Annotated in this window: 19 protein-coding genes and 3 pseudogenes; 17 read left to right on the top strand and 5 right to left on the bottom strand. The window is 65.4% G+C overall.

Going from position 1 to position 23,027, the window contains the following annotated elements; genetic code table 11:
• The first annotated feature begins 9 nt into the window (after window positions 1-9).
• The 4 genes from metF to L0C21_RS09390 all read left to right on the top strand — a co-directional run bounded on the left by metF (window position 10) and on the right by L0C21_RS09390 (window position 6,341).
• Window positions 10-933 (top strand): methylenetetrahydrofolate reductase, encoded by a 924-nt coding sequence (gene metF / locus L0C21_RS09405; RefSeq protein ID WP_259278105.1) that lies wholly within the window; start codon window positions 10-12, stop codon window positions 931-933.
• Complete coding sequence (locus tag L0C21_RS09400) at window positions 930-1,976, top strand: homocysteine S-methyltransferase family protein (protein WP_259278104.1); 1,047 nt, start codon at window positions 930-932, stop codon at window positions 1,974-1,976. The genes metF and L0C21_RS09400 overlap by 4 nt, the downstream gene beginning before the upstream one ends.
• 61 nt (window positions 1,977-2,037) lie before the next feature.
• Window positions 2,038-4,659, top strand: coding sequence for a methionine synthase (metH, locus tag L0C21_RS09395; RefSeq protein WP_259278103.1), 2,622 nt, complete (start codon window positions 2,038-2,040; stop codon window positions 4,657-4,659).
• A 74-nt stretch (window positions 4,660-4,733) separates the two neighbouring features.
• Window positions 4,734-6,341 carry a chondroitinase-B domain-containing protein gene (locus tag L0C21_RS09390; RefSeq protein ID WP_259278102.1) on the top strand — a complete coding sequence of 536 codons (1,608 nt, stop codon included), beginning with the start codon at window positions 4,734-4,736 and terminating at the stop codon, window positions 6,339-6,341.
• Between the two features lie 94 nt (window positions 6,342-6,435).
• Here the strand turns inward: L0C21_RS09390 and L0C21_RS09385 are convergent, their stop codons facing one another.
• The 3 genes from L0C21_RS09385 to L0C21_RS09375 all read right to left on the bottom strand — a co-directional run bounded on the left by L0C21_RS09385 (window position 6,436) and on the right by L0C21_RS09375 (window position 9,679).
• Window positions 6,436-7,260 carry an arginyltransferase gene (locus L0C21_RS09385; protein ID WP_259278101.1) on the bottom strand — a complete coding sequence of 275 codons (825 nt, stop codon included), beginning with the start codon at window positions 7,258-7,260 and terminating at the stop codon, window positions 6,436-6,438.
• Window positions 7,261-7,417: 157 nt separating this feature from the next.
• On the bottom strand, window positions 7,418-8,338 hold the full coding sequence (locus tag L0C21_RS09380) for a flagellar motor protein MotB (protein WP_259278100.1): 921 nt from the start codon (window positions 8,336-8,338) through the stop codon (window positions 7,418-7,420).
• Between the two features lie 81 nt (window positions 8,339-8,419).
• The gene (locus L0C21_RS09375) at window positions 8,420-9,679 is read right to left on the bottom strand and encodes a threonine ammonia-lyase (RefSeq protein ID WP_259278099.1); all 1,260 of its coding nucleotides are present in this window, start codon (window positions 9,677-9,679) and stop codon (window positions 8,420-8,422) included.
• A gap of 225 nt (window positions 9,680-9,904) precedes the next feature.
• Here L0C21_RS09375 and L0C21_RS09370 point away from each other — a divergent pair, with 225 nt between their 5' ends.
• A complete protein-coding gene (locus tag L0C21_RS09370; RefSeq protein WP_259278098.1) occupies window positions 9,905-10,771 on the top strand; it encodes an NAD(P)-dependent oxidoreductase in 867 nt (288 codons plus the stop codon).
• 73 nt (window positions 10,772-10,844) lie between these two features.
• On the opposite strand, the gene L0C21_RS16725 is transcribed toward L0C21_RS09370, so the two are convergent.
• Window positions 10,845-11,126: a hypothetical protein gene (locus L0C21_RS16725; protein WP_310593390.1), complete on the bottom strand. Its 282-nt coding sequence runs from the start codon at window positions 11,124-11,126 to the stop codon at window positions 10,845-10,847.
• Here L0C21_RS16725 and L0C21_RS16720 point away from each other — a divergent pair.
• Window positions 11,094-11,219: pseudogene (locus tag L0C21_RS16720) on the top strand (hypothetical protein); the annotation flags it as partial. The gene L0C21_RS16725 and the pseudogene L0C21_RS16720 sit on opposite strands and share 33 nt — an antisense overlap.
• The gene (locus tag L0C21_RS09365) at window positions 11,212-12,561 is read left to right on the top strand and encodes an amidohydrolase (RefSeq protein WP_310593364.1); all 1,350 of its coding nucleotides are present in this window, start codon (window positions 11,212-11,214) and stop codon (window positions 12,559-12,561) included. The pseudogene L0C21_RS16720 and the gene L0C21_RS09365, both read left to right, overlap by 8 nt.
• Before the next feature lie 188 nt (window positions 12,562-12,749).
• On the opposite strand, the pseudogene hemB reads toward L0C21_RS09365, so the two are convergent.
• Window positions 12,750-13,704: pseudogene (hemB, locus tag L0C21_RS09360) on the bottom strand (porphobilinogen synthase).
• 263 nt (window positions 13,705-13,967) lie between these two features.
• On the opposite strand from hemB, the gene murI reads away from it, so the two are divergent.
• The 10 genes and pseudogenes from murI to ribB all read left to right on the top strand — a co-directional run bounded on the left by murI (window position 13,968) and on the right by ribB (window position 22,979).
• A complete protein-coding gene (gene murI, locus L0C21_RS09355; RefSeq protein WP_374940231.1) occupies window positions 13,968-14,744 on the top strand; it encodes a glutamate racemase in 777 nt (258 codons plus the stop codon).
• A gap of 50 nt (window positions 14,745-14,794) precedes the next feature.
• Window positions 14,795-15,847, top strand: coding sequence for an enoyl-CoA hydratase/isomerase family protein (locus L0C21_RS09350; RefSeq protein WP_259278096.1), 1,053 nt, complete (start codon window positions 14,795-14,797; stop codon window positions 15,845-15,847).
• Window positions 15,848-15,972: 125 nt separating this feature from the next.
• Complete coding sequence (gene hemA, locus L0C21_RS09345; RefSeq protein WP_259278095.1) at window positions 15,973-17,187, top strand: 5-aminolevulinate synthase; 1,215 nt, start codon at window positions 15,973-15,975, stop codon at window positions 17,185-17,187.
• A 43-nt stretch (window positions 17,188-17,230) separates the two neighbouring features.
• A complete protein-coding gene (locus tag L0C21_RS09340) occupies window positions 17,231-17,482 on the top strand; it encodes a DUF6898 family protein (protein ID WP_259278094.1) in 252 nt (83 codons plus the stop codon).
• Window positions 17,483-17,636: 154 nt separating this feature from the next.
• Window positions 17,637-18,096: pseudogene (gene rpiB / locus L0C21_RS09335) on the top strand (ribose 5-phosphate isomerase B).
• A gap of 3 nt (window positions 18,097-18,099) precedes the next feature.
• The gene (gene glyA / locus L0C21_RS09330; protein WP_259278093.1) at window positions 18,100-19,413 is read left to right on the top strand and encodes a serine hydroxymethyltransferase; all 1,314 of its coding nucleotides are present in this window, start codon (window positions 18,100-18,102) and stop codon (window positions 19,411-19,413) included.
• Window positions 19,414-19,719: 306 nt separating this feature from the next.
• Window positions 19,720-20,211 (top strand): transcriptional regulator NrdR, encoded by a 492-nt coding sequence (nrdR, locus tag L0C21_RS09325; RefSeq protein ID WP_259278092.1) that lies wholly within the window; start codon window positions 19,720-19,722, stop codon window positions 20,209-20,211.
• A 21-nt stretch (window positions 20,212-20,232) separates the two neighbouring features.
• Window positions 20,233-21,240 (top strand): bifunctional diaminohydroxyphosphoribosylaminopyrimidine deaminase/5-amino-6-(5-phosphoribosylamino)uracil reductase RibD, encoded by a 1,008-nt coding sequence (gene ribD, locus L0C21_RS09320; RefSeq protein WP_259278091.1) that lies wholly within the window; start codon window positions 20,233-20,235, stop codon window positions 21,238-21,240.
• Window positions 21,241-21,252: 12 nt separating this feature from the next.
• Entirely contained in the window at window positions 21,253-21,858 is a 606-nt protein-coding gene (locus L0C21_RS09315) for a riboflavin synthase (RefSeq protein ID WP_259278090.1), read from the top strand.
• The gene (gene ribB / locus L0C21_RS09310; RefSeq protein WP_259278089.1) at window positions 21,852-22,979 is read left to right on the top strand and encodes a 3,4-dihydroxy-2-butanone-4-phosphate synthase; all 1,128 of its coding nucleotides are present in this window, start codon (window positions 21,852-21,854) and stop codon (window positions 22,977-22,979) included. The genes L0C21_RS09315 and ribB overlap by 7 nt, the downstream gene beginning before the upstream one ends.
• Window positions 22,980-23,027: the final 48 nt, after the last annotated feature.

The following is a 23,027-nucleotide window of genomic DNA, read 5'->3' as shown; positions in this document are numbered from 1 at the left end:
GGCAAGCCCATGAACCCCCTGACCCCGAGCTTCCGCCCGCTGTTCGCCGATGTACCCGGCGATATCGGCGTGTCCTTTGAGTTCTTTCCGCCTAAGACGGAAAAGATGGAAGAGACGCTGTGGAATTCCGTCAAGACGCTGGAGCCGCTGAACCCGCGGTTCGTCTCCGTCACCTATGGCGCGGGCGGCTCGACGCGCGAGCGCACGCACAACACCGTCACCCGCATCCTGAATGAAACCAGCCTCGTGCCCGCGGCGCACCTGACCTGCGTTGCCGCCAGCCGGGATGAAGTGGATGAGGTGGCGAGGGCCTACTGGGACAGCGGCGTTCGTCACATCGTGGCGTTGCGGGGCGATATGCCGACCGGCATCAACACGCCGTTCGTGCCGCACCCCGAGGGGTACACCTGTGCGGCCGATCTGGTGGCGGGCCTGAGAAAAATCGCGCCGTTCGAAATCAGCGTCGGCGCCTATCCCGAGTGCCACCCGGACAGCCCCTCGCGCATTGCCGATATCGAAAACCTGAAGCGCAAGGTCGATGCGGGCGCAAGCCGGGCCATCACCCAGTTCTTTTTCGATCCCGACTGCTACCTGCGGTTTGTGGATCTGGCGCTGGCGGCGGGCATTGAGGTGCCGGTGGTGCCGGGCATTTTGCCGGTCACCAATTTTGCTCAGCTGAAGCGCATGGCGGAGCTGTGCGGCGCGAGCGTGCCCGATTGGATGGGCCGCCTGTTCGACGGGCTGGACGACCGGCCGCAAACGCGGCAACTGGTTTCTGCCACCATCGCGGCGGAGCTGTGCGCGCGGCTCTATCAGCGCGGCATTCGAGAATTTCATTTCTATACGTTGAACCGGGCTGAGCTGACCGGGGCCATTTGCCACCTTCTGGGGGTGCGGCCCGCAACAGCGCCGGATGTGGAGGTTGCGGCATGAACAGGGCGCAGAAGGCAGAGCAATTTAAGCAGGCGGCCGCCGCCCGCATTCTGGTGAAGGATGGTCCTTATGGGACCGCCATCCAGCGGCTGAAGCTGACGGAAACGGATTTTCGCGCCGGCCGCGATTTCACGCGCGACCAGAAGGGCAACAACGACCTGCTCAACCTCACCCGCCCCGACGATATCGCCGGCATCTGCCGCCAATATCTGGAAGCAGGCGCGGATGTACTGGCCACCAACACCTTCAACGCCAACCGCATCAGCCAGGCCGACTACGGCACGGAAGACCTGACCTACGATATCAATGTGGCGGCGGCGAAGCTGACCCGCGCGCTGGTGGATGAATACTCAACGCCCGAGCGGCCCCGGTTCGTCGCGGGCGCGATCGGCCCCACCAACAAGACGCTTTCCGTCTCGCCGGATGTGAACAACCCCGGCTTCCGCGAAGTCAGCTTCGATGAGATGAAGGACGTCTACCGCCAGCAGATCGATGGCCTGCTCGATGGCGGCGTTGATTTCATTCTCGTCGAGACGGTGTTCGACACGCTCAACGCCAAGGCGGCGCTGGTGGCGGTGGATGAGGCGGCCGAGGCGAGGGGCGAGGAAATTCCGGTCATGGTCTCGATGACGCTGACCGACATGTCCGGCCGCAATCTCTCCGGGCAGACGGTCGAGGCCTTCTGGCACGCGGTGAGCCATGCCCGCCCGCTGACCATGGGGCTCAACTGTTCGTTCGGCGCGACCGAGCTGCGCCCTTATGTGACGACGCTCGCCAAGATTACCGACACGCTGCTGTGCGTCTATCCAAACGCCGGCCTGCCGAACGAGATGGGCGAATATGACGAACTGCCGGAGACCACCGGCCGCCTGATCGCGGACTGGGCGGAGCACGGCCTCATCAATGTGGTTGGCGGCTGCTGCGGTACGACGCCCGCGCACATTGCCCGGATAAACGAGGCCGTGACGGGCCTGCCGCCGCGGGCCATTCCGCATCCCGAGCCGCGGCTGCGCCTTTCCGGCCTTGAGGCTTTCGCCGCCTGACCGATATTTTCCCAGGCAAGGGCCAGCCCCATGCCGCCCTCAAGTTTTGCGTGATCGAAAAATGACCAGCCAAGCCACTGCCACCTTCATCAACGTTGGCGAGCGCACCAATGTGACCGGCTCCGCCCGGTTCAAGAAGCTGATCCTCGCGGGCGATTACACGGCTGCGCTCGATGTGGCGCGCCAGCAGGTGGAGGCCGGGGCGCAGATCATCGACATCAACATGGACGAGGGTCTGCTGGACGCCGAAAAGGCGATGGAGACCTTCCTCAAGCTGATCGCGGCCGAGCCAGATATCGCCCGCGTGCCAATCATGATCGACAGCTCGAAGTGGAGCGTGATCGAGACCGGCCTCAAGTGCGTCTCCGGCAAGGCCATCGTCAATTCCATCAGCATGAAGGAAGGCGAGGAGGCGTTTCTCAAGCAGGCCCGCCTGGTGCGCCGCTACGGCGCAGCCATGGTGGTGATGGCGTTCGATGAAGTGGGGCAGGCGGACACCTGCGCGCGCAAGGTGGAAATTTGCGAGCGCGCTTACAAGCTGCTCACGCAAAAAGCGCATGTGCCGCCCGAGGACATTATTTTCGACCCCAACATCTTCGCGGTCGCCACGGGCATTGATGAGCACAACAACTACGCCGTCGATTTCATCGAGGCGTGCCGGGAGATCAAGGTCCGCTGCCCGCATGTGAAAATCTCGGGCGGCGTTTCCAACATCTCCTTCAGCTTCCGCGGCAACGAGCCGGTGCGCCGTGCCATGCATTCGGTGTTCCTCTACCATGCCATTCAGGCAGGCATGGACATGGGCATCGTCAACGCCGGCCAGCTGGACGTTTACGATGAAATTCCCGCCGAGCTGCGCGAGCGGGTGGAAGACGTGATTCTCAACCGGCGGGCGGATGCGACCGAACGGCTGCTGGACATTGCCGAGAAATACCGCGAGGCGGGCGGGCAGGCGGAAACGCAGGAAGCGGAATGGCGCTCCTGGCCGGTCGTCAAGCGGTTGGAATATGCGATGGTGAAGGGCATTGATGCCCACGTCATCGATGACACGGAGGAGGCGCGCAAGCAGTTCGCCCGGCCGATCGAGGTGATCGAGGGCCCGCTGATGGCGGGCATGAACGTGGTCGGCGATCTGTTCGGCGCGGGCAAGATGTTCCTGCCGCAGGTGGTGAAATCCGCCCGCGTGATGAAAAAGGCGGTGGCGCACCTCATTCCCTTCATCGAAGCGGAAAAATCCGAAGGCCAGCAGGCCAAGGGCCGCGTCGTCATGGCGACGGTGAAGGGCGATGTGCACGATATCGGCAAGAACATCGTGGGCGTCGTGCTCCAGTGCAACAATTTCGAGGTCATTGACCTTGGCGTCATGGTGCCGTTCCAGACCATTTTGAAGGCGGCGAAGGACCATAACGCGGATATCATCGGCCTCTCCGGCCTCATCACGCCATCGCTCGATGAAATGTGCACGGTGGCGGAAGAGATGACCCGCGAGGGGTTCACCCTGCCGCTGATGATCGGCGGCGCGACCACCTCCAAGGTGCACACGGCGCTGAAAATCGCGCCCTGCTATCAGGGGCCGACCGTTCATGTGCTAGACGCCAGCCGGGCGGTGGGCGTGGCGACGGCGCTGGTTTCGGAGACCGGGCGCGACGCCTTCGTGGCGGACGTGGCGGCCGAGTATGAGGCCATCCGCATCAAGCGCGCCAACAACAAGGAATCCGAGCTTATCTCGCTGGAGGCGGCGCGGAACAACGGCGCGAAGATTGAATGGGACGGTTATGTGCCGCCCAAGCCGTCTTTCCTCGGGACGAAGGTGTTCGACGATTATCCGCTGGAGGATCTGGTCGAGCGCATCGACTGGACGCCGTTCTTCCGCTCGTGGGAACTGGCGGGCACTTACCCGGCGATCCTCACCGACGAGGTGGTGGGCGAAAGCGCGAGCCAGTTGTTCGCCGACGCGCAGGCAATGCTGGAGAAAATCATCAAGGAGAAGTGGCTGACCGCCAAGGCTGTCATCGGCTTCTGGCCCGCCGCGCGCGATGGCGACGATGTAATCCTGTTCGAGGACGACGCGCGGACGAAGGAACTCTCCCGCGTGCACTTCCTGCGCCAGCAGTTCGCCAAGCGGGAAGGGCGACCCAACATGTGCCTTGCCGATTATGTGGCGCACGAGAACGATTATCTGGGCGGTTTCGCGGTGACGGCGGGCCATGGCATCGAGGCGCATCTGGCCCGCTTCAAGGCGGCGCATGACGATTACTCGGATATTCTTCTCAAGGCGCTGGCGGACCGCCTTGCCGAGGCGCTGGCCGAGCGGATGCACGAGCGCGTCCGCAAGGAATACTGGGGCTATGCGGCGGATGAAACCCTCAGCAATGAGGAGATTATCCGCGAGAAGTATCAGGGCATCCGCCCCGCGCCGGGGTATCCTGCCTGCCCGGACCATTCGGAGAAGCCCGAGCTGTTCCGGCTGCTGAACGCCGGCCAGCACACCGGCATCGTGCTCACCGAAAGCTTTGCGATGGTGCCGACGGCCGCGGTTTCGGGCTATTACCTGTCTCACCCGCAGGCGCAGTATTTTGGCGTGGCGCGTATCGGCAAGGATCAGGTGGAAGATTACGCGCGGCGGCGCGGCGTCTCCGTCGAGCAGGCGGAGCGGTGGCTGAGACCGAACCTCGGCTATTGACAGGAGAGCCCCCGCCGCCCGTATTTGAGGCAAGGGCCGCACCCTCTCATGCGGGGCGGCTTGGTGGGGGCTGAATGGAACAGGGCATCAGGGGCGGGGCCGCACGGCTGGGGCGGCGGCTTTTCAGGCTGGGCGCAGTTGCGCTGGCGATGGTTGCCGTCGTCGTCATCGCAGCGGCGCTGTGGACGCAATACCGGTTTCAGGAGCCGTTCATGCGGACCTGGAGCCGGGCGCTGAAGCCCGAACTGGCGTGGCAGCGCGCCAAATACCCCTCCATCGACTGGGCCTTCGCCATTCCCGCCGCGCTGATGGTGAACGACAACCGTCACAGCTTTCAGATGATCGGTGATGCCAGCGCGGAAGGGCTGGCGCTTTCCGAAAGGGTCGGCCCGCGCGTGCTGGCAGAGCCGCTTCCGGCCCGCTATTCGGCGGAGGGCGTTCCCCTGCCGGTGATGGGGCCGGCGGAAGACGGTGAGCGAAGCGCGCCGGCGGCGGAAAGCCTGCCCTCGGCTTCACCAACGATGGTCTCCAACACGATCGAGCTGGCCAAAGCCGTTCGCAAGGCGCAGCCGGGCGACCATATTCTGTTGCTGCCCGGCACCTATGTGGTGGGGCGCACCCTCGAAGCCATGACCAGCGGCACGCCGGAGCAGCCGATTTTCGTGCGCGCGGCGCGGCTGGGCGATGCCACCGTGCAAGTCCGCACGACGCAGGGCTTTGCCGTTTACGGCGCCTACTGGGTATTTGAAAATCTTTCTTTTGAAGGCACGTGCCCGATCGATGAATATTGCGAGCACGCCCTGCATATCGTGCAGAGCGCCAAGGGCACCATCATTCGCAACAACGTGCTGCGGAACTTCAACGCGCCCATCAAGGTGAACCTGGGGCGCAAGCGCGAACAGGCGCCCGACTATGGCCTCATCGAGGGCAACCGGTTCAGCAATGACCGCCCCCGCAACACCACCCGGCCGGTCACGCTGGTGGATATCGTCGGCGCGGATGGCTGGCGGGTGGCCTCCAACATTCTGGCGGATTTCGCCAAGGTGGGCGCCGATAACACCAGCTACGCCGCTTTCTTCAAGGGCGCGAACCGGGGCGGCGTGTTCGAGCGCAACCTCGTGATGTGCGAGTGGAAGCACCGGGGCGGCATCCGGCTTGGGCTGTCGCTGGGCGGCGGCGGCACGGCGCACTATGCCTGCCGTGACCGGAGTTGCGCGTTTGAGAACGAGGGCGGGGTGATCCGCAACAACGTCATCCTCAATTGCCCCAACGACGTGGGCATTTATTTGAACAAGGCGTCGAACGCGGTCATCCACAACAACCTGATCGCGGGCACCATGGGGATCGACGTGCGCTATAAGCAGTCCGACGCGCTGATCTTCAACAACATCATCGACGGCCGCGTGCGGGAGCGCGATGGCGGCATTGCCACGCTGGAAGCCAACGCGACCCCCGGCTGGACGGCGGCGCTGCTGAACGAGGTGAGCAACGGCCTGTTCCAGAACCCGGCCAAGGGCGATTTCACGCCCAAGGATGTGGACGCCATTGCCGGGCGGGGCAAGCCGCTGCCCGCCGGGCGCGTCGATTTCTGCGGGCGGCTCCACGACGGCGCAAAGCCGGACATCGGGCCGTTCAGCCTGGCGGGCGGAAAGACCTGCGCTGAACCGTGGGTGGGGCGCTGAGGCTGGTTGTTGTTTTCACTGGGCCGCGTCTCCAGAGTGCGCTGAAAACGCGGCCCGAGACCCCTGCAAAAATCCTATAGTCTGAGAAAAGCCGTCAGGCCTTTTCGGCGGGGCGGAAGGCGTAGTGCCCCATGGCGGGCATGGAGGGTCTGCCGGCGTGCTCGCCGGTTTCCAGCTCCTCAATGGGGATCCAGCCGCTGGCGGTCAGCACGTCGAGCGGCTTGTAGTGGATCTTGTAGGTCATCTGGCGGCAGTTGGGGATCCAGTAGCCCAGATACACATAGGGCAGGGACAGCTCGGCCGCGCGGCGGATGTGGTCGAGGATGATGTAGGTGCCAAGGCTCTGGCGTTCGCCGTCCGGCTCGAAGAAGCTGTAGACCATGGAAAGGCCATCCGAGTGGTGGTCCGTCAGGCACACGCCGACGAGGCGGCCGCCACCGTCCGCATCGGGGCCGTTCGCGCTCGGCTCGCGGTATTCGTAGACCACCGTATCGACCGGCGTGCGCTCCACCATGTCGGCGTAGTCGTCCGCGTCCATCTGGGTCATGCCGCCTTCCGGGTGGCGGGCATGCAGGTAGCGCTGGAGCAGGTCGAACTGCTCCGCCGTCGCCCAGGGCTCGCAGGCGCTCACCAAAAGGTCGCCGTTACGCCGCAGCACCTTTCGCATGGTGCCGCTGGGCTTGAACGCATCCGCCCGCACTCGCACGGACTGGCAGGCGCAGCAGCGGTCGCAGGCGGGGCGGTAGGCGACATTCTGGCTGCGGCGAAACCCCATGCGGCCAAGGGCTTCGTTGAAGGAAGAGGCATCAAGCCCGCGCAATTCGGTAAACACCTTCCGCTCCACCCGGCCGGGCAGATACGGACAGGGGCCGGGCGCTGTCAGAAAGAAGCGCGGGAACTGAAGTATCTGATCGTTCATCCTCACCCGCTGAACAGTCTACGAGCCACTGCCGGAAGGGCGATGCCGCGTGCGGCAAGCCGCCCTTCAACCACAGTTTTCAGTATAGGCGCGCCATTGCCGCGGGAAAGGGGAAAACCGGGGATTTTCTCAGGAGTGAGGCAGGGCGAGGCCGGGGTCAGTCGCCATTCGCGAAGCCGGGGGCAAGGGCCGGCGCTTCCCTGAGAAGGAGAATGGCGACACGGCGGTTTTCCGGCCGATTCGGCTCATCCGGGTAGAGCGGCTGGGTGGCGGCTCGCCCGGTCACCTCGGCCATGCGATCGGGGCGCACGCCGGCGTCCCGCAGCACCCGGCGAGTAGCATTCGCCCGGTCGGCCGACAGCTCCCAATTGCCGTACTGGCCTTCGCTGGCGGAGACGGAGCCATCGGTGTGCCCGGTAATGGAAATACGGTTGGGCACGGTCTGGATGACGCCCGCGATGGTCTGGAGAATGCGGATGTAAAAGGCATAGGGCGTGGCCGTGCTGGGCCGGAACATTGGCCGTTCGTCCCGGTCGATCAGCTGGATCCGCAATCCATCGGGCGTCTGCTCCATAATGATCTGGTCCCGATGCTTCTGCAGCTCGGGGGTTTCCTGAATGGCCGTCTTCAGGTCGTCCTCCGCCTTCAGCAGCTTTGCGTCCGTGGCAGTCGGCAGCTTCATCGCATAGGTCGGGTTCTGCTCGCTCTGCTGCTGGTCCTCACGGGCGGACTCGTTGGATTGGGATGCCTTGCTGGGCGATGAGCTGGGAATGGCCATGATGCGCGCGCCGCTGGCCTTCGCGCCTTCGGATTCCAGCGCGGTGCCGGCCAGGATGCCGCCCGCGCCCGAGGAGTTGGACATGGTGGCGTTGGAGGGGGAGAAGTAGTCGGCGATGCCCTGCAGCGTCACCTTGTCCGAGACGGTGAGCAGCCACAGCAGCATGAAGAAGGCCATCATGGCCGTCACGAAATCGGCGTAGGCCACCTTCCACGCGCCGCCATGGTGGCCGCCGCTGACCTTCTTGACCCTCTTGATGATGATGGGGCGAACATCGTTGCCGCCCTTGCCCTTGGCCATGACCACATGTCCCACACAGTACTTGGCCGCACTATGGGGCGAAGCGGTTAAGGGGAGGTTATCCTTTTGCCGAAACGGGGCTTACACTGCCTCGATCACCCGCACGTCGTAGCCGCGCGAGCGCAGGGTGGTGATGAGCTGGTCCAGATGGTCCCGGTCGCGGGTTTCCACCTCGATGTCCGCATAGGTGCCCTTGGCCGGCAGCTTGGTGAACACCCGCTGATGGCTCACCTCGACAATGTTCACCTGATGCTCGTGGAAGATCTGAGTGACATGGAACAGCTCGCCCGGCCGGTCCTTGAGGCGGATGCGAAGGCGCGCCAGCCGCCCTTCGCGGGCCAGTTCGCGCAGGAGCACGTTGGCGAGCAGGCGGGTGTCGATGTTGCCGCCGCTGATGATGAGGCCGATCTTCTTGCCCCGGTAGGGCGCGGCCTGGGCCACCAGCGCGGCAAGACCCGCCGCGCCTGCGCCCTCGGCCACGGTCTTCTCGATGGTGAGCAGCAGGGAGACGGCCCGCTCCAGCTCGGCCTCGGAGACCAGAACGATGTCGTTCACCAGCGCCTTGACCACCTGATAGGTGAGCTGGCCGGGGTATTTGACCGCGATGCCCTCGGCCAGCGAGTCGCCGTCGCAAATCGCCTCGAAGCCCTTCACCTTGGCGGCCATGGAGGGGTAAAGCTCCGCCTGCACGCCGATGATCTGCATGTCCGGCTTGATGGCGCGTGCCGCGGTGGCGACGCCGGAGATCAGTCCGCCGCCGCCGATGGGCACGATGAGACAATCCAGATCCGGCGCGGTCTCCAGCATTTCCAGCGCGATGGTGCCCTGGCCGGCCATCACCAGCGCGTCATCGAACGGATGGACGAAGGTCAGCCCCTCGTCCTTCGCCAGCTGCTGGGCAAGGGCGGTGGCCTCTTCCAGCTTTTCGCCGTGCAGGATGACGCGCGCGCCGTGGCTTGCCGTCTGCTGCACCTTCACCGTCGGCGTGCCCTGCGGCATGACGATGGTGGCCGGAATGCCGAGGCGGCTGGCGTGGTAGGCAACGCCCTGGGCGTGGTTGCCCGCCGACATGGCAATAACGCCCGCCTTGCGCTGGGCCTCGCTCAGGTGCAGCAGGCGGTTGAGCGCGCCGCGCTCCTTGAACGAGGCGGTGAACTGGAGGTTCTCGAATTTCAGCCAGATCTCGGCCCCGAAGATGTCGCTGAGGGTGCGGCTCTTGAGGCAGGGCGTATTGATGATCGAGTCCCGAATGGCGGCATGGGCCATCCGCACATCCTCAAACGTCACGGGGAGGGATGCGGCGGAGTCGCCGCTGGCGGGCTGTGCTTGTGCCACGATCATGGTCTCGTACGCCTGTTCAATCGTCAAAGGGGGCCGGTCGGCGCTGTCTTAGGGGATAGCGTGAGGCCGGTGCTAGGGGAGGGCATACACTTCGTTGCTGACCTCAGCAACATTCTGTGAGTCCAGTGCTGGACTTGTGTGACTTTCCTGCGTCGCTGCGGCCTCGCGCTGAGGGGGGCGGCCTGTGCTAGGACACGGGGGCAGTACGAATTAGGGGTTTGCGAAATGGCGAAGATTGCGTTTCTGGGACTGGGCGTCATGGGCGCGCCGATGGCGCGGCATCTGGCGAAGGCCGGGCATGAGGTAAGGGTGTACAACCGCACCACCTCCAAGGCGGAACGCTGGGTGGCCGAGAACGGCGGCGCGTGGGCCCCAACGCCGGGGCAGGCAGCCCAGGGATGCGATTTCGTGTTTTGCTGCGTGGGCGCGGATAACGACCTGCGCGAGGTGACCATCGGGCCGGATGGGGCCTTCCATGCCATGGCCGAGGGCAGCCTGTTCGTCGATCACACCACCGTCTCCGCGCAGGTGTCGCGCGAGCTAGAGGCCGAGGCCAGGGCGAAGGGCATCGGCTTTCTCGATGCGCCGGTCTCCGGCGGTCAGGCGGGCGCGGAAAACGGCAAGCTCACCATCATGGTTGGCGGCGATGCCGAACAGTTCAAGCAGGCCGAGCCGGTGATGCAGGCCTATGCCCAGCGCATCGGCCTCATGGGCCCCAGCGGCTCCGGCCAGCTGACCAAGATGGTCAACCAGATCTGCATCGCAGGCATCGTGCAGGGCCTGTCCGAAGCGCTGAATTTCGCCATGACGGCGGGGCTCGACCCCCGTGCGGTGGTGGAGGTGATCTCCAAGGGCGCGGCGCAAAGCTGGCAGATGGAAAACCGCTCCTCCACCATGGTCGATGGCCAGTTCGACTTCGGCTTCGCGGTGGACTGGATGCGGAAGGATTTAGGGCTGGTGCTCGACGAGGCCCGCCGCATCGGCGCGCCGCTGCCGGTGACGGCGCTGGTGGACCAGTTCTATGCCGACGTGCAAAAGATGGGCGGCGGCCGGCAGGATACGTCGTCGCTGATCCGCCGCTTCCGGGGGTAAGGCCGGGCCCTTGCCCGGTCTGGGGCCTTGTCCGGTCCGGGCTGGGGTCCATATGCTGCCGTAACGGGGGCGATCACAAAGGGGGAGTATTTCCATGCGTCTTGCCACGGCGTTTCTTCTGGCAACCTGCATCGGCGGAACCGCGCAGGCTGCCACTTTTGTCGAGAACGTGAAGGGCTACACCCTTGATGGGCTGGGCCGGCTTAAGACATTCGAGGCCGCCCTGATCGACGACAGCGGCAAGGTGGAGGCCGTCGGCGGCAAGGATGCGCTTCGCAACCGCGCAGAGGATGCCGAAGTGGTGGACGGGCGCGGGGCGGTGATGCTGCCCGGCCTCATCGACGCCCATGGCCATGTGATGGGCTTGGGTTTCAACGCCCTGACGGTTGATCTGTCGGACACCCGCTCGCTCGATGAGGCGCTGGCGAAGGTGAAGGCCTATGCCGAGGCCAACCCGGACGCCAAGTGGATCAAGGGGCGCGGCTGGAACCAGGAAATCTGGGGGGCTCGGCCGCTTTCCGACGGCCGAGGAGCTGGACAAGGCGGTGGCGGACCGGCCCGTATGGCTGGAGCGGGTGGACGGCCACGCCGCCTGGGCCAACAGCAAGGCGATCCAGCTCGCCAAGGTGACGGCCAAGACGAAAGACCCCAAGGGCGGCGAGATTATCCGCAAGGAAGACGGCAGCCCGGCGGGCGTGTTTGTCGATGGCGCGCAGGATCTGGTGGCAAAACACGTGCCCGAGCCGACCGAGGCCGAGCAGGCCGCAGCCCTTGAAGCGGCGCTGAAAATCATGGCCTCGGTGGGCCTGACCGGTGTGCATGACGCCGGGATCGATGCGAAAACATGGACGCTTTACCGCCGCTTCGGCGAGGAAGGCCGGCTGACGACGCGCATCTACGCCATGATCGGCGGGACGGGGAAGGACTTCGACATCCTCTCGAAAGAGGGACCGCAGACCGGCCTTTATGACGGCCGCCTGTCGCTGCGCTCGGTCAAGCTCTACTCGGATGGCGCGCTCGGCTCCCGCGGGGCGGCGCTGCTCGAGCCCTATTCGGATGCGCCCGACAGCAAGGGCCTGCCGTTCCACAGCGATGCAGCGGTGGCCAACATGATCTCCAAGGCCATAGCCAAAGGCTATCAGGTCAACGTCCACGCCATCGGCGATGCCGCCAACCGGCAGATCCTGAACGCATTCGAGATGATCCTGCGCCACACCGGGCAGGGGCTGCGCCACCGCATCGAACACGCGCAGGTGCTGAGCCCGGAGGACATCAAGCGGTTGGCCCAGCTGGGGCTGATCGCCTCCATGCAGCCGACCCACGCCACCTCCGACTGGCAGATGGCCGAAAAGCGCCTCGGCCACGATCGGCTGGAAGGGGCCTACGCCTGGCGCACCGTGCTGAACACCGGGGCGAAGCTCGCCTTCGGCTCCGACTTCCCGGTCGAGTCGCCCAACCCCTTCTATGGCCTCCATGCAGCGGTGACGCGCCAGACCCGCGAGGGCGAGCCGCCGGGCGGCTGGCGGCCGGAGGAGAAGCTGTCGCTGGTAGAAGCCTTCCACGCCTTCACGCTGGGCGCGGCCTATGCCGGCCATCAGGAAAGCCAGGTGGGCAGCCTGACGGCAGGCAAATGGGCCGACTTCATCCTCGTGGACAAGGACATCTTCAAATCGCCGCCTTCCGAGCTGTGGCAAACCAAGGTGCTCGAAACCTGGGTGGCCGGAAAGCGCGTCTACTGCGCCGAAGGTCGGTGCAGTGCCGAGACGGCATCAAACGCTGTGACTCGGTAAGTTAAGAGGAAAGGGGGACTCAGCCCCCCTTTCGATCCCCCATTCGTATATGGGGACGCACCCGGTCGTATCGTTCAGCGCGACCGGAGAGGTCACTTCGGGCCGTAGCAGGCGCGGCCCTTTGAAAAGAATGGGAGGTGCAGGAGGGGTAAGCCCCTCCTGCAAAAATCCCTCAAGAAAACAAAAACCTACTTCCCCTGCAGCAGCTTGGCGGCGTCCACGGCGAAGTAGGTGAGCACGCCGTCGGCCCCGGCGCGCTTGAAGGCCATGAGGCTCTCCAAGATCACGCGGTCCCGGTCCAGCCAGCCGTTCCGGATGGCCCCGGCGATCATCGCGTATTCGCCGGAGACCTGGTAGGCGAAGGTGGGCACGGCGAAGGTGTCCTTCACCCGGCGCACCACGTCGAGGTAGGGCATCCCCGGCTTCACCATCACCGTGTCCGCGCCTTCGGCGAGGTCGAGCGCCACTTCGCGCAGGGCTTCGTCGGTGTTGGCGGGGTCCATCTGGTAGGTTTTCTTGTCGCCCTTGAGGCGCGCGCCCGAGCCCACCGCATCCCGGAACGGCCCGTAGAAGGCCGAGGCGTATTTGGCGGCGTAGGACATGATCTGCACATTGGTGAAGGACTCGGCTTCCAGCGCCGTGCGGATGGCCTTGATGCGACCGTCCATCATGTCGGAGGGGGCGATGATGTCCGCGCCCGCGCGGGCCTGGTTGAGCGCCTGTTGCACCAGCGCCTCGATCGACTCGTCGTTCAGGATCTCGCCCGTCTCCGAGATGAGGCCATCGTGACCGTGGGTGGTGTAGGGGTCGAGCGCCACGTCGGAGAGGATGCCGATATCGGGCACGGCGTCCTTGATGGCGCGGGTGGCGCGGCACATCAGGTTGTCCGGGTTGGTGGATTCTGCGGCCGTCCTCCGTCCGCAGCTCGGCGGGCGTGTTGGGGAACAGGGCGAGGCAGGGAATGCCGAGGCTCTTCGCCTCCTTGGCCGCCTGTACCGCAAGGTCGATGGACAGGCGCTCGACGCCGGGCATGGAGGCGACGGCGGAGCGCTCACCCGTGCCTTCGGTGACGAACAGGGGCCAGATGAGGTCCGCGGGGGTGAGCACGTTCTCGGCCACCATGGCGCGGGACCAGGCGGTCATCCGGGTGCGCCGGGGGCGGTTGGCGGGGTAGGGCGCGAGAGGAAATTGGGTCACGATCAGAACCTCAACTGGGTTGGCGGCAGCGGTGCGAGCGCCCGGAACGCTTTGGCATCATCGGGATGCCGCGGGGCGCGCCGGTTTCCCCATCTGCCGCTTTTGCTCATCGCTGGCTGTTTCCAAGCCGGCGGGAAATGCTCTAGACACGAGTTCTGCTTACTTTCAACCGTGTGGATTGTCACAAGTTGGCGAAAACGCGAAAACCGTTGCTGGTATTCGATTCCGGCGTCGGCGGCCTCTCGGTACTGGCCGAGATCCGCCGGAAGCTCCCCGATGCTCCCGTGGTTTACTGCGCGGATAACGGCGGATTTCCCTACGGCACCAAGACCGAGGCGGAGCTGAGCGCCCGCGTGCCGGCTCTGCTCGGTCGCCTCGTCGAGCGGTTCGACCCGGAACTGGTGGTCATCGCCTGCAATACCGCCTGCACCATTGCGCTCTCTCAAGTGCGCGCGGTCTTGAACGTGCCGGTGGTGGGCACCGTTCCGGCGGTAAAGCCCGCCGCCGCCATCAGCAAAAGCCGGGTCATCGGCGTGCTGGGCACCAACGCCACGGTGCGGCAGGCCTATGTGGACAATCTGGTGGCCGAGTTCGCCCGCGATTGCCTGGTGCTGCGCCATGGCTCGGCCGAGCTGGTGGTGCTGGCGGAGCGCAAGCTGCGCGGCCAGCCGACGAGCCCCGAGGAGTATCGGGCAGTGCTGGATGGCCTGCTGAGCCAGCCGGGGGCTGAGCGGCTGGATACGATCGTGCTGGCCTGCACCCATTTCCCGCTGGTGAAGGACGAACTGGCCGCCGTTGCGCCGCGCCCGTTCAACTGGGTGGATAGCGGGGAGGGCATCGCCCGCCGCGTCGCCCACCTGTGCGAGGGCGTTGAGTGGGAAGGCGAGCCTTCGGGCCTCGCCGTCTTCACGCGGGCGGACGAGGATGTGCATTTTCTCACATCGGCTCTTCATTCCTATGGGCTGGACAGGGTCGTCACGCTTTAGGACTGTGGCGACCATTTTTTGATCGCAGCTTTCTGACGGATGAGGGAACCATGAACGACGCCGCTCTTGTGAATGAAGACGTTCTGTTCGAGATCGAGGGTCGCGCGGGCATCATCACCCTCAACCGCCCCAAGGCGCTGAATGCGCTGACGCACCCCATGTGCATTGCCATCCACGACCAGATGAAGGCGTGGGAGGATAACCCGGCGGTTCAGATCGTCCTCATCCGCGGGGCGGGGGACCGGGCCTTCTGCGCGGGCGGCGACGTCGTGAGCATGCACCGGGCGGGACGCGCGGGCGGGGAGGGCTACGAGCGCTTCTTCTTCGACGAATACCGCGCCGATTACCTGACCAGCACCTTCCCCAAGCCGTATGTGGCGCTCATCGACGGCATCGTCATGGGCGGGGGCGTCGGCCTGTCGGTCCATGGTCCCTATCGCGTCGCCACCGAGAAGACCCTGTTCGCCATGCCGGAGACCGGCATCGGCCTCATTCCGGACGTGGGCGGCACGCACCTGCTCGGCCACATGCCGGGCCAGCTGGGCGTTTACCTCGGCCTGCTCGGCGAGCGCCTGAAGGCGGCGGACTGCCTCTATGCGGGCATTGCCACGCACTACGTGCCCTCCGAGCGGATCGAGGCGCTGGCGCAGGCGCTCATCCATGAGGACGCTTCGGTGGAGGAGATCCTCTCCCGCTTCCACGCCGACCCCGGCGAGTCGGCGCTGGCCGGGATGCAGGCGAAGATCGACCGGTACTTCGCGGGCGAGACGGTGGAGGAAATCGTCGCCGCGCTGTCCGGCGGTGACGACTGGGCCGTTGCCCTGCGCGACCGGCTGCTCGCGCTGTCGCCCACCTCGCTGAAGCTGACGCTGCGGGCGGTGCGGGCCGGGCGGGGCCTCGACCTGGCCGGGTGCCTGCGGCAGGAGTATCGTATGGTCTGCCGGATCAAGCATGGCCAGGACTTCTACGAGGGCGTGCGCGCCCAGCTGATCGACAAGGACCGCAACCCCCGCTGGAGCCCGGCGAGCCTTGCCGACGTCACGCCCGAGATGGTCGAGGCGCATTTTCAGGAACCGGCAGGCGGAGACGTGCGTCTCGACTAACACCAAAGTGGGGGTTGGGCGCAAAAGCCGCCCGAAGCGGCAGGGTTGCGACAAATTCGGCTATTGCGGGGGAACCCACGGATACATAGGTATAAATCAAACGTAACGGTCCAGGACGCTCGGCCATGAACTACGAGAGAGTTTTTCAGGAGGCGATCGATCGCCTGCATCAAGAGGGCCGGTATCGCGTCTTTATCGATATCCTGCGGAACCGTGGCGCGTATCCCAATGCTCGTTGCTTTGCCGGTCACAACGGCCAGCGTCCCATCGTCATGTGGTGCTCCAACGACTACCTATGCATGGGTCAGCACCCCAAGGTGATCGAGGCCATGGAGCAGGCGCTGCATGATGTGGGCGCAGGCTCGGGCGGCACCCGCAACATCAGCGGCAACACCCACTATCACCTCGATCTGGAAGCCGAACTGGCGGACCTGCACGGCAAGGAAGCCGCGCTCACCTTCACCTCCGGCTATGTCTCGAACGAGGCGACGCTCTCGACGCTCGCCCGCCTGCTGCCCGGCTGCGTGATCTTCTCGGACGAGCTGAACCACGCCTCCATGATCGCGGGCATCCGCAACTCGGGCTGCGAGAAGCACATCTTCCGCCACAACGACCTCCAGCATCTGGAGGAGCTGCTGGCCGCCTGTCCGGCAGAGACGCCCAAGCTGATCGCCTTCGAGTCGGTCTACTCGATGGATGGCGACATCGCCCCCATCAAGGAGATCTGCGACCTGGCCGACAAGTACAACGCGCTCACCTACCTGGATGAGGTGCACGCGGTCGGCATGTACGGCGCGCGCGGCGGCGGCATTTCGGAGCGGGACGGCGTTGCCCAACGCCTTACCATCATCGAGGGCACGCTGGGCAAGGCCTTCGGCGTGATGGGCGGCTACATCACCGCGAGCAAGACCATCATCGACGTGGTGCGCTCCTATGCTCCGGGCTTCATCTTCTCCACCTCGCTGGCCCCGGTGCTGGTGTCCGGCGCGCTGGCGAGCATCCGCCACCTGAAGGAAAGCCAGGTGGAGCGCGAGCGCCATCAGGAGCGCGCCCAGTTCCTCAAGGACCTGCTGGCGGAAGCGGGCCTGCCGGTCATGCCGTCGGTCAGCCACATCGTCCCCGTCAAAGTGGGCGATCCGGTGCGCTGCAAGAAGATCTCCGATATCCTGCTGCTGGAGTACGGCATCTACGTCCAGCCCATCAACTACCCGACCGTCCCGCGTGGCACGGAGCGCCTGCGCTTCACGCCGACGCCGTACCACGACGATACCATGATGGTCGCCCTGCGCGACGCCCTCCTGGAAATCTGGGACCGTCTTGACCTGCAACTGGCGGCCTGACCGGCCGCCACAGCGTCGCGCCTGATCGCAACGAGCCCGCGCCATGACCGACGAGACGGACTTCGAGGGCTTCTTTGTGGAGTTCACGCCGGTCGGCAGCAGCGTCAAGGTGTGCGCCATCGATCCGCTCACCGGGCTGGAGGCGGTCGTCGTCGGCTCCAGCCATACACCGAGCCACGTGCTGGCCAACATGGCGATCCGCAAGCTGAAGGCGTCTCTCGGGCAGGGCGGGGAGGGCGACACGCAGGAGCCCGCCAAAACGACGCAGCACCCCCGACGCGGGCTGATCGTTTGAGGCGGAGAGGGGAACTCCCTGCCTATAGCGTGGGCGCATGGCTGTTCATTCTGCCACCCCCTAGCCCTTGTGGTCCGGCTGTGCTAGGAGCGCCCCCGTTATGGCAGGCCTGAAAGACCGGCCCCTAACTCCTGCTTTCGAGTCGAGAGATTTCATGACCAAGACTGTTGCGATCGGTTCGGATCATGCCGGCGTCAAGCTGAAGCAGATCCTGATGGATGACCTGCATGAGAGCGGGTTCAACGTGCTGGATCTGGGCACCTGCGGCTCCGAGTCGGTGGACTATCCGGACTTCGGCTATGCCGTGGCCGACGCGGTGGCGGACGGCAAGGCGCAGCTGGGCGTCGTGGTCTGCGGTTCGGGCATCGGCATCTCGATTGCGGCCAACCGCAACCCCGCCGTGCGCGCGGCGCTGTGCACCAGCGGCCTGATGGCGCGCCTCGCTCGCCAGCACAACGATGCCAACGTGCTGGCGCTGGGCGAGCGCCTGACCGGCGTGGACGTGGCCCGCGACATTCTGAAAGAGTTTCTGGCGACCCCCCTTCGACGGCGGCCGTCACCAGCGGCGGATCGACAAGCTTTCCAATCCGCCCCTTCGTACCCAGGGAGAATAAGCGATGACTTCCGCCGCTCTTAAGACCGAAACCGAGGGCCGCGCCCCCGATTTCTTCACCGCCGGCGTCGCGCAGGCGGACCCGGAACTGGCCGCCGCCATCGAGGGCGAGCTGCGCCGCCAGCAGGACCAGATCGAGCTGATCGCCTCGGAGAACATCGTCTCCCAGGCGGTGCTGGAAGCGCAAGGCTCGGTGCTCACCAACAAGTACGCCGAGGGCTACCCCCACAAGCGCTACTACCAGGGCTGCCACCACGTCGATATCGCCGAGCAGCTGGCGATCGATCGCGCCAAGAAGCTGTTCGGCGCCGAGTTCGTCAACGTGCAGCCGCACTCCGGCGCGCAGGCCAACGGCGCGGTCATGCTGGCTCTGTTCCAGCCGGGCGACACCATCATGGGCCTGTCGCTGGCGGCAGGCGGCCACCTGACCCACGGCGCGCCCCCGGCGCTCTCCGGCAAGTGGTTCAAGGCGGTGCAGTACGGCGTTGACCCGAACACCCACCTGATCGACTTCGACGAGGTGGAGCGGCTCGCCAAGGAACATAGCCCCAAGCTCATCATCGCGGGCGGCTCGGCCTATCCGCGCACGCTGGACTTCAAGCGCTTCCGCGAGATCGCCGACTCGGTCGGCGCGCTCCTGATGGTGGATATGGCCCACTTCGCCGGCCTCGTTGCCGGTGGCGCGCACCCGAACCCGCTGCCCTATGCGGACGTGGTGACCACCACCACCCACAAGACCCTGCGTGGCCCGCGCGGCGGCATGATCCTCACCAACCGCGAGGATATCGCCAAGAAGATCAACTCGGCGGTGTTCCCCGGCCTGCAGGGCGGCCCGCTGATGCACGTCATCGCCGCCAAGGCCGTCGCCTTCGGTGAGGCGCTCCAGCCGGAGTTCAAGGTCTACGCCAAGAAGGTGATCGAGAACGCGCAGGTTCTGGCGGCACGCCTGAAGGAGCGCGGCTGCGATATCGTGGCCGGCGGCACCGACACCCACCTGGCGCTCATCGACCTGCGCCCGAAGGGCCTCACCGGCAAGGACGCCGACGAGGCGCTGGAGCGCGCGGGCATCACCTGCAACAAGAACGGCGTGCCGTTCGACCCGCTTCCGCCGACCAAGACCTCGGGCATCCGCGTGGGCTCGCCCGCCGGCACCACCCGCGGCTTCGGCGTGGCCGAGTTCCAGGAAATCGGTGACATGATCGCCGACGTGCTGGACGGCCTCGTCGCCAATGGCCCCGAGAACAATCAGGCCGTGGAAGCCGATGTGCGCGCCCGCGTCTCGGCGCTGTGCAAGCGCTTCCCGATCTATCAGGGGTAAAACCTTTGGGTTGTTTGCAGGAGGGGCCCCGTGCGCGGAGGCGCACAAAATAACAGCTCCCTCCTGGCAACCTCCCATTCGATTTTCGGGCCGCGTCCGTCATGCAGGGCGCGGCCCTTTTCGTGTTCCTGAATGGGATTCGCCCTCCATCACGGGCGCGCCCCAAAAGGGAAGGGGGTGCAGGGGTCCGAGACCCCTGCAAGAATAATAAATCGATTTAGAGGCTGATGGCGGAGTGGACACCATATCTGGTGTGGACTACTGTCCGGCCATGCTCGCCAATCGGGATGAAAGGCGGAAGCGCTGATGCGTTGTCCATTTTGCAGTCACGAAGATACGCAGGTGAAGGATAGCCGCCCGACCGAGGACAACTCGGCCATTCGGCGGCGGCGTCAGTGCCCGGCCTGCGGCGCGCGGTTTACCACCTTCGAGCGGGTTCAGCTGCGGGAACTGGTGGTCATCAAGAAATCGGGCAAGCGCGAATTGTTCGAGCGCGACAAGCTGGAGCGCTCCATTCGCATTGCGCTTCGTAAGCGTCCGGTGGAGCCGGACCGGATCGACCGGCTGGTGACGGGCATCGTGCGCCAGCTCGAGTCGATGGGCGAGAACGAGATTCCGGCCCACCAGATCGGCGAATTGGTGATGGAGCGGCTTGAGGCGCTCGATCCGGTTGCCTATGTCCGCTTTGCGTCGGTTTACAAGAACTTCCGCGAGGCCAAGGACTTCGAGACTTTCGTTGGCCAGTTGGGCGGAAAGCTTGTGGACAATCGCGAACTGGATGTCTGGAAAAGCGAGTAGCCGTAAGCGAAAGCAGGCTTGATGAACCAAGATTTCCGATGGATGCGCTCGGCGCTGGCTCTGGCCGAGCGCGGCCTGGGGCAAACCCAGCCCAATCCGTCGGTGGGCTGCGTTATCATCAAGGATGGTGTCGTCGTCGGCCGGGGCTGGACCCAGCCCGGCGGCCGCCCCCATGCCGAGGCCATGGCCTTGGAACAGGCGGGCGCGGCGGCCCGCGACTCCACGGTTTATGTCACCCTTGAGCCCTGCGCGCATGAAAGCCCGCGTGGGGCCTCCTGTACCAGTCTGCTGCTCGCCGCGCAGCCAGAGCGGGTGGTCATCGCCACGCTGGACCCGGACCCGCGCACGGCGGGGCACGGCGCGCTGGCGCTGCAACAGGCGGGCATTTGCGTCACCACCGGCGTTCTGGAGGCGGAGGCGGTGCGCCAGCAGCGCGGCTTTCGCCTGCGCCTTGCCGAAGGGCGGCCGGAAGTCACCTTGAAGCTGGCGACCTCGCTTGATGGCCGCATTGCCCTTTCCAATGGCGAGAGTCGCTGGATCACCGGCCCGGAGGCGAGGGCGCATGTGCATCTGGAGCGGGCGCGGCACGACATTATTCTTATCGGCCGCCGCACGCTTGAGGCGGACGATCCGCTGCTGGACGTGCGCCTGCCGGGCCTCGAACACCGCTCGCCCCGCCCGGTGGTGGCGAGCCAGACGCTTGGCCAGATTCCGTCCAACCTGAAGCTGGCGGGGAAGGCGGAGATTCTCTCCGGCCAGTCCCTGCCGGAAATGCTGGCCGGGCTGGCGGCGGAAGGGGCGCTCAGGGTGATGGCCGAAGGGGGGGCGGGGCTTGCGGCGGCGCTGCTTCGTCACGATCTGGTAGACTGTCTGCTGTGGTATACTGCCCCGATCATCCTTGGCGACGGGCGCAGCGGGGTCGAGGATCTGGGCCTTGCCCGGCTGGATGAGGCGCACGGACGCTGGCGCGCGCTGGACACTTGCGCTCTGGGTCAAGTTCGGCTGGCGGTTTTGGAGCGTATCCGCTAACGGGAAGCTGCTATGTTCACAGGCATCATCACAGACATCGGCACCGTCCGTTCCATCGAGCAGCGCGGCGATACGCGCATTGTTCTTGGCACCGCGTTCGACCTCTCGACGGTCGAGATCGGCGCATCCATCGCCTGTTCGGGCGTCTGCCTGACGGTGGTCGACAAGGGCGAAGACTGGTTCGCCGTCGATGTTTCCGGAGAAACGCTCGCGCGCTCGGCGCTGGCAAGCTGGCAGGCGGGCACGCCGGTCAATCTGGAGCGGGCGCTGAAGGTGGGCGATGAGCTGGGCGGGCACATCGTCACCGGCCATGTGGATGCGGTGGGCCGCATCACCAGCATCGTGCCCGATGGCGCGTCCCGGCGCATTCAGTTTCAAATCCCGAAGGCGCTTGCGCCTTATGTTGCCCAGAAGGGCTCCGTCACGGTGGATGGCATCTCGCTCACCGTGAACGCGGTGGAGGACAGCGCGGAGGGCGCGCTGTTCGAGGTGAACATCATTCCCCACACCCAGGCATGCACCACCCTCGGCCAGGCCAAGGTGGGCGATGCGGTGAACATCGAGATCGACGTGCTCGCGCGGTATGTGGCGCGACTGAAGGAGGTTGCGTCATGCTGAAGACGGTCCATTCCAGCGACCTGCAGGCCCTGTCTTCCATCGAGGAAATCATCGAGGACGCCCGCAACGGGCGCATGTTCATTCTGGTGGACGACGAGGACCGGGAGAACGAGGGCGACCTCATCATTCCGGCCCAGATGGCGACCCCCGATGCCATCAACTTCATGGCCAAGTACGGCCGCGGCCTCATCTGCCTGTCGATGACCGCCGAGCGGGTGCGCCAGCTCGACCTGCCGCTGATGAGCCAGAACAACGGCACCCGGCACGAAACCGCCTTCACCGTCTCCATCGAGGCGAAAGAGGGCGTCACCACCGGCATCTCCGCAGCCGACCGCGCCCGCACCATCGCGGTTGCCATCGACCCCTCCAAGGGCAAGGAACACATCGTCACCCCCGGCCACGTGTTCCCGCTGATGGCGCGCGAGGGCGGCGTGCTGGTGCGCGCCGGCCATACGGAAGCGGCGGTGGACATCGCGCGCCTCGCCGGGCTGATGCCCGCGGGCGTGATCTGCGAGATCATGAACGACGATGGCACCATGGCCCGCCTGCCGGACCTGATCGCCTTCGCCCAGCACCATGGTCTCAAGGTTGGCACCATCGCGGACCTGATCGCCTATCGCCGCCGCCACGACAATCTGGTGGCCTGCATCGCCGAGGGCGAGCTGGAGAGCATCTACGGCGGCACCTGGAAGGCGAAGACCTACGTCAACCGCGCCGAATATGCCGAACACCTGGTGCTCATCAAGGGCGAGATCGACCCCTCGAAGCCGACGCTCGTCCGCATGCACGCCCTCTCGCTGTTCGAGGACATGCTGGGCGAGGTGGGCACCCGCACCGGCCAGCTCCAGGCGGCGATGAAGGCCATCGACCAGCATGGCAGCGGCGTCATCGTCATCATCCGCGACACCCGGCCGGACCGGCTGTCGCAGCAGATGAAGGCGCGCGCCACCCAGACGCAGGAAGACCATACGCTGCGCGACTACGGCATCGGGGCGCAGATCCTGCTTGATCTGGGCATCAAGGACCTGATCCTGCTCACCCGCTCGCCGCGCCACACCATCATCGGCCTTGAGGGCTATGGCCTTCAGGTGGTTGACGAGGTTCAGTTCACGGTCGAATGACCAGGCGGGCCTTCCGCCCGTTTTCGTTCTTTTTCGTTTGTATTCATT

It is taken from the genome of Pedomonas mirosovicensis, assembly GCF_022569295.1.
Taxonomy (GTDB): Bacteria; Pseudomonadota; Alphaproteobacteria; order Sphingomonadales; family Sphingomonadaceae; genus Pedomonas; species Pedomonas mirosovicensis.
Note: the sequence above shows the minus strand (reverse complement) of the source record. Positions and strands in the feature narration are given on the sequence as shown.

Excerpts from the sequence above, each read along its gene's own strand:
- L0C21_RS09315 (WP_259278090.1), top strand. The coding sequence starts at position 21,253 with ATGTTCACAGGCATCATCACAGACATCGGCACCGTCCGTTCCATCGAG.
- metH (WP_259278103.1), top strand. The coding sequence starts at position 2,038 with ATGACCAGCCAAGCCACTGCCACCTTCATCAACGTTGGCGAGCGCACC.
- L0C21_RS09365 (WP_310593364.1), top strand. The coding sequence starts at position 11,212 with ATGCCGAGGCCAACCCGGACGCCAAGTGGATCAAGGGGCGCGGCTGGA.
- ribB (WP_259278089.1), top strand. The coding sequence starts at position 21,852 with ATGCTGAAGACGGTCCATTCCAGCGACCTGCAGGCCCTGTCTTCCATC.
- L0C21_RS16725 (WP_310593390.1), bottom strand. The coding sequence starts at position 11,126 with ATGGCCATGGGCGTCGATGAGGCCGGGCAGCATCACCGCCCCGCGCCC.
- L0C21_RS09375 (WP_259278099.1), bottom strand. The coding sequence starts at position 9,679 with ATGATCGTGGCACAAGCACAGCCCGCCAGCGGCGACTCCGCCGCATCC.
- L0C21_RS09390 (WP_259278102.1), top strand. The coding sequence starts at position 4,734 with ATGGAACAGGGCATCAGGGGCGGGGCCGCACGGCTGGGGCGGCGGCTT.
- L0C21_RS09400 (WP_259278104.1), top strand. The coding sequence starts at position 930 with ATGAACAGGGCGCAGAAGGCAGAGCAATTTAAGCAGGCGGCCGCCGCC.
- L0C21_RS09385 (WP_259278101.1), bottom strand. The coding sequence starts at position 7,260 with ATGAACGATCAGATACTTCAGTTCCCGCGCTTCTTTCTGACAGCGCCC.
- ribD (WP_259278091.1), top strand. The coding sequence starts at position 20,233 with ATGAACCAAGATTTCCGATGGATGCGCTCGGCGCTGGCTCTGGCCGAG.
- hemA (WP_259278095.1), top strand. The coding sequence starts at position 15,973 with ATGAACTACGAGAGAGTTTTTCAGGAGGCGATCGATCGCCTGCATCAA.
- L0C21_RS09380 (WP_259278100.1), bottom strand. The coding sequence starts at position 8,338 with ATGGCCAAGGGCAAGGGCGGCAACGATGTTCGCCCCATCATCATCAAG.
- glyA (WP_259278093.1), top strand. The coding sequence starts at position 18,100 with ATGACTTCCGCCGCTCTTAAGACCGAAACCGAGGGCCGCGCCCCCGAT.
- metF (WP_259278105.1), top strand. The coding sequence starts at position 10 with ATGAACCCCCTGACCCCGAGCTTCCGCCCGCTGTTCGCCGATGTACCC.
- L0C21_RS09350 (WP_259278096.1), top strand. The coding sequence starts at position 14,795 with ATGAACGACGCCGCTCTTGTGAATGAAGACGTTCTGTTCGAGATCGAG.
- L0C21_RS09340 (WP_259278094.1), top strand. The coding sequence starts at position 17,231 with ATGACCGACGAGACGGACTTCGAGGGCTTCTTTGTGGAGTTCACGCCG.
- nrdR (WP_259278092.1), top strand. The coding sequence starts at position 19,720 with ATGCGTTGTCCATTTTGCAGTCACGAAGATACGCAGGTGAAGGATAGC.
- L0C21_RS09370 (WP_259278098.1), top strand. The coding sequence starts at position 9,905 with ATGGCGAAGATTGCGTTTCTGGGACTGGGCGTCATGGGCGCGCCGATG.